Below are 5,236 nucleotides of genomic sequence, written 5' to 3'. Positions count from 1 at the left end.
GAGATTTGTATAAGAGACAGGGTGTGGGTGGCGCGGGCCCGGTAGGCGTGGGCGAGGTCGCGGCTGAGCGGGCCCAGGGACCAGCCGTCGGCGGCGATGTGGTGGATGACCAGGACCAGTACGCTGCCGCCGCCCGCGACCTGGAACAGATGGGCGCGCAGCGGCAACTCCGTACCCAGGTCGAAGCCCATCCGCACGGCCGTGCGGATCTGGTCCTCCAGCCAGCGCTCCGGCACCTCGGAGACGAACAGTTCGGGCCGCGCCCGCTCCCCGTCGAGCACCTCCTGGCGCGGCTGTCCGCCCGCGTCCGGGAAGACCGTGCGCAGCGCCTCGTGCCGCAGCGCCACATCGGCCAGCGCCGCCCGCAGCGCCTCGCCGTCCAACCGGCCGCGGCAGCGCAGCACCAGTGGGATGTTGTACGTGGGACTCGGCCCCTCCAAGCGGGCCAGGAACCACAGCCGGGCCTGGGCCGGCGACAGCGGGACGACCTCCGGCCGCGGCATGGGCAGCAGCGGTGGACGGGCCGGCCCGCCGCGCCCCTCGACGAGCCCGGCCAGCCCGGCGACGGTGGGCGCCCCGAACAGGTCGGCGACGGACAACTCCAGCCCCAGAGCGCTGCGCAGCCGGCCGACCAGCCGGGTGGCCAGCAGGGAGTGGCCGCCCAGCGCGAAGAAGTCGTCATCACGGCCCACCCCGTCGACGCCCAGCAGCTCGCCCCAGATGCCGGCGATGGCCTGCTCCACGCCGGGCCTGGGCCGGTCGCCGCCCGCACCGGTGGCAGCCGCCCGGCCGGCCAGCCGCTGACGGTCGATCCGGCCGTCCGCCGTGGCCGGCAGCGCGTCCAGGGCGGTCACCCGGCAGGGCACCGGGACGCCGAAGCGGTCGGGCAGGGCCTCCGGCAGCTCCGGTGAACCGTCCCCCACCCGGAACCCGGCCAGCTCCTGGAGGGGGCGGGCCGGCTCCGCCAGATGGCTGCGGACCCAGGGGGCGGTGGGGTCGAGCCCCACCAGGGTGTGCGGGAAGCCGTGCCCCAGCGCCACCGCGAGCGAACGCACCCCCTGGCGGCGGCCGATCAGCCGGTAGCCGCGGGCCCGGGTGAGCGAGGTGTTGGCGTAGCCGCGGCTGAGCCCGGTCTCGTCCCACATGCTCCAGGCGACGCTCTGCGCGCGCAGGCCGAGATCGCGCTGGTGGGCGGTGAGGGCGTCGAGATAGGCGTTGGCAGCCGCGTACGGACCGGCCAGGGCACCGCCGAAGTGGCCGTTGACGGAGGAGAAGGAGACGAACAGGGTGCCGGGCCGGTCGCGCATCGCCTCGGTGAGCACCGCCGCGCCCACCGCCTTGGCGGCCAGCATCCGCTCCCACAGCTCCTCGCCCGCCCCCAGCAGCGGCTGCTCGGCGAAGTGCCCGGCCAGATGGAGCACCCCGGCGAGTTCGCCGCCCCACTCCCGGGCCCGCGCCAGGGCGCCGTCCACCGCCGCCGGGTCCGTCACGTCGGCGCTCAGATAGCGCACCTCGCCCAGCGCCCGGAGCTCGCGCAGCACGGCGGCCCGTTCGGGTTCGTCCTCCGGGCCCCGGCCGAGCAGGGTGAGCCGGGCGCGGTGCCCGTCCAGCAGATGCCGGGCCAGCTCCCGGCCGATGCCGCCCAGACCGCCGGTGAGCAGATAGTGGCCGCCCTCCTCGAACACCGGGCGGCCCGCCACCTCCGGGTCGGGCGCGGGCAGCGCCACCAGCCGGCTCACCCAGCGGTCACCGCCCCGCAGCGCCACCTCGGTGTCCACCGGCGGGCCGCCGATCTCCGCGGACACCCGCCGCGCGGTAGTGGCAGCATCCGCCGGGTCGTCCGCCGGCCCGTCCGCCGGGCCCACATCGATCCAGCGCCCGTCGAGCCAGGGCAGCTCCTGCACCGCGCTCTTGAGCACCGCGACGGCCGCCGCACGCTCCGGGCGCACCGGCTCCCCGGAGCGTGCCGCCAGGCTGTGCCGGGCGACCACCTCGACGGTGATCCGCCGCTCCTCGGCCGCCTCCGGCTCCAGGGCGGAGAGCAGGCCGGTCAGCCGGGCGACGTCCGCCAGGGCATCGGCGGGCCGCGGCGCCCCCTCGGCGGGGGCACCGAGCAGCCGCAGATCGACGATCCGGTCCACGTCCCGCCAGGCACCGACGCCGCCCGGCCCCCGGACGACGGTGACCCGGCAGCCCTCCGCGGCCAGCAGCGCCTCCAGCTCCTTGGCGACCGCGCCCTCCGCGTCGGCCAGCAGGACGGTGTGGCGCCCGGCCCGCGGATCACGCGGATGGGCGGACCGCTCCCGCCGCCAGACGGGCCGGTGGAACCAGTCGGGGACGGTGCGCTCATTGCCCAGCAGCAGGTCGGTGCGGCGGATCAGCTCGGTGAAGTGGCCCTGCTCCAGCCGCTTGCGCAGCAGCGTCCGCTGCACCTTGCCGATCTCGGTCTTGGGGATGTCGGCCGGGGCGACCGGCAGGACGAAGGCCGGGGTCGCGCCGAACTCGCGCGCCACCCGGCCGGCGATCTCGGTGAGCAGCCGCCGTTCGTCCGCCCCCGGGACCGGGCAGAAGACCACCGCCACCTCGTCGGTACTGCTCGCCGCCGAGGTACGGACCGCGACGGCGGCCGTGCGGGAGCGCTGGACCCCCTCGACCTCCTCCACCACGGCCTCGATCTCATGGCTGGGGTGGTTGACACCGTTGACGATGATGACGTCCTTGGCGCGGCCGGTCAGATGGACCTGGCCGTCGCGGAGGAAGGCGAGGTCCCCGGTGCGGAACCAGCCGTCGCCGGTGAAGGACTCGGCGTTCTTCTCCGGATCGCCGTGGTAGCCCGGCGTCACGGACGGGCCGCGGACCTGGAAGTGCCCCACCCGGCCCTCGGGCACCACCCGGTCGCGGCTGTCCACCACCCGCACCGACACCCCCGGGTAGGGCCGCCCGCAGCTGACGTACACCTCCTCCTCGGCCCCCTCCGGCCGGTAGTGGCCGTCGGTCACCGCGGAGGAGGTCTCGGACATCCCCCAGGCCGGGTGAAGCACCTCCGGCCCGACCCCGAAGCGCTCCAGCTGCGCCAGCCAGCGCCGCACCACCCGCGGGACGACCGCCTCCCCGGCGTTCATCACCAGCTTGAGGGCCGACAGGTCCCAGGACCGGCCGGGCTCGGCCGCCACCCGCTCGTTCACCAGGCCGAAGGCGAAGTTGGGCGACCAGGTGACGGTGGCCCGCCAGCGGTCCAGGGCGTCGAGCCAGCGCAGCGGCTCCTCGGTGATCCAGGAGGTGGGGGCGTGCACCTGGCGGCAGCCCAGGTACACATCGCGCAGATGGAACATGACCACCCCGCCGACATGGTCCAGGGGCATCCAGTTGAAGCTGGTCTCCCGCGCGGTGAGCCCGTTGTGCTGCACGGTGCCCGCCGAGCGGGCCAGCACCATGCGGTGGGTGACCGGCACCGCCTTGGGCACGCCGGTGCTGCCGGAGGTCAGCATCATCAGCACCGGCTCCGCCGGGTCCGGGCGGTGCCAGTCCTCGGCGGGCTCGGCGGCACGCAACTCCTCCACCAGCAGCACCTCGAGCTCGGACCAGCCCCGCTCGGCGGCGTACTCGCGCAGCCCCGCACCCGGCCCGGCCCCGGCGGCCACCCGGGGGCGGCCCAGCGAACGCCAGACGGACTCCACCTTGTCCCGCAGCGGCGAGGCCTCCCGGTAGGAGCCGGGCACGCTCATCGGCACCACCGTGATGCCGCCGGCCACACAGGCCCAGAGCATGGCCACGAAGTCCTGCTCGGCATCGAACTGGAAGATCATCTTCTCGCCCGGGCGCACCCCGTGCGCCCGGAGCCCGGCCAGGATCCGGGAGGCCTCCGCGGCCAGTTCGGCATAGGACCGCCGGAGCACCGAACCGTCCGCCCCCAGGTAGACGATCTCGCCGTCCCCCCGCGCGGCGGCCCGTAGCGCGGCGACCAGATCGGCGTGCAGCGGCGGGGTCAGCGGCGGCCCCTCGCTCACCGAGGGCACCGCGCCGTCCAGACCACCGCCGTCCTCCTCACCCCCGCCGGCCGGCGCCGCCGCCCCGGAGAGCGCGAGCGCGAGCGCGCCGCCGGTGCCCGGCAGCCCGCCCAGGTGCAGTTGCCCCACCGCGGGCGGGGCCGCGTCGCGCACCACCACGGCGGCGGCCTCGGTGCCCGCGGCCGTCGCCAGGGCCCGCTCCCAGGCGGCGGCCACACCCTCGTCCAGCACCGGGATGCGGTGCAGCGCCTCGGTGTCCACCTCACCGCCGGCGGTACGCGGCAGCGCCGAGACCGGCACGATGTGCGGGGGAGCCGCCGCGGCGGGCAGCGCCTGACGCGCCGCGGCCACCAGCCGCTCCGGGCGGAGCACGGCCCCGGGTACGACATGGGCGACGGCCTCCAGCGCCCCGGCGGCCGACCGGCGGACCGTCACCAGGCAGTCGCGAACGCCCTCGACGGCCAGCAGGGCCCGCTCGCACCCGGCGGCGCACGAGGCCCACTCGGCCCGCTCCTCCGCGCCGAGCAGCGGCAGCCGGGACAGCGGCCGGGTCGGATCCGCGATCGCCCCGGCGAGCAGCCGCACCAGCCGCGCCAGCAGGCGCTCGACGGTCACCCGCTCGAAGAGTTCGGTGCTGTACTCCACCGTCCCCGCCAGCCCGCCGGGCGTACCGTCGGCCGCCCGCAGCTCGCTGAACGAGAGCGTCAGATCGAACCGCGCGGTGCCGATGCCCCCCGGATCCAGCCGCACCCGGGTCTCGGCCGACTCCGGCGAGACGTCCCTGGCATCCGCCCCTTCTTCCGGAGGTTGCAGGGCCAGCATCGTCTGGAACAGCGGATGCCGGCCCACCACCCGCACCGGACGGAGATGCTCCACCACCCGGCCGAACGGCACCGCGCCGTGCGCGTGGCCCGCCAGATAGGTCTCCCGTACCCGGTCCAGGAGTTCGGCGAAGCGGGGGTCCCCGGAGGTGTCGGTGCGCAGCACCAGGGTGTTCACGAAGTAGCCGACCAGGTCGGTGAGGGCCTCGTCGTCCCGTCCGGCGAGCGGGGTGCCCAGGGGGATGTCGGTGCCGGCCCCGGAGCGGGTGAGGGTGGCCGCCCAGGCGGCCTGGAGCACCATGAACAGGGTCGCGCCGTGCTCCCGCGCCAGCTCCGCCAGCCGCCGGTGCGCGGCGGCGTCCAGCCGCAGCTCGATGGTGTCACCCGCGTGGTTGGGGTGGGTGGGGC

The 5,236-nt window shown here is 76.1% G+C and carries 1 protein-coding gene; it reads right to left on the bottom strand.

The window, feature by feature from the left end; all coding sequences use genetic code 11:
• Positions 1–5,236, bottom strand: a 5,236-nt coding sequence (locus E4099_RS28680) for an SDR family NAD(P)-dependent oxidoreductase (protein WP_135342037.1), incomplete at both ends; no start/stop codon positions are given.

The sequence above is a fragment of the Streptomyces palmae genome (assembly GCF_004684805.1).
Classification (GTDB): Bacteria; Actinomycetota; Actinomycetes; order Streptomycetales; family Streptomycetaceae; genus Streptomyces; species Streptomyces palmae.
This window is presented reverse-complemented; position numbering and strand designations above follow the sequence as displayed.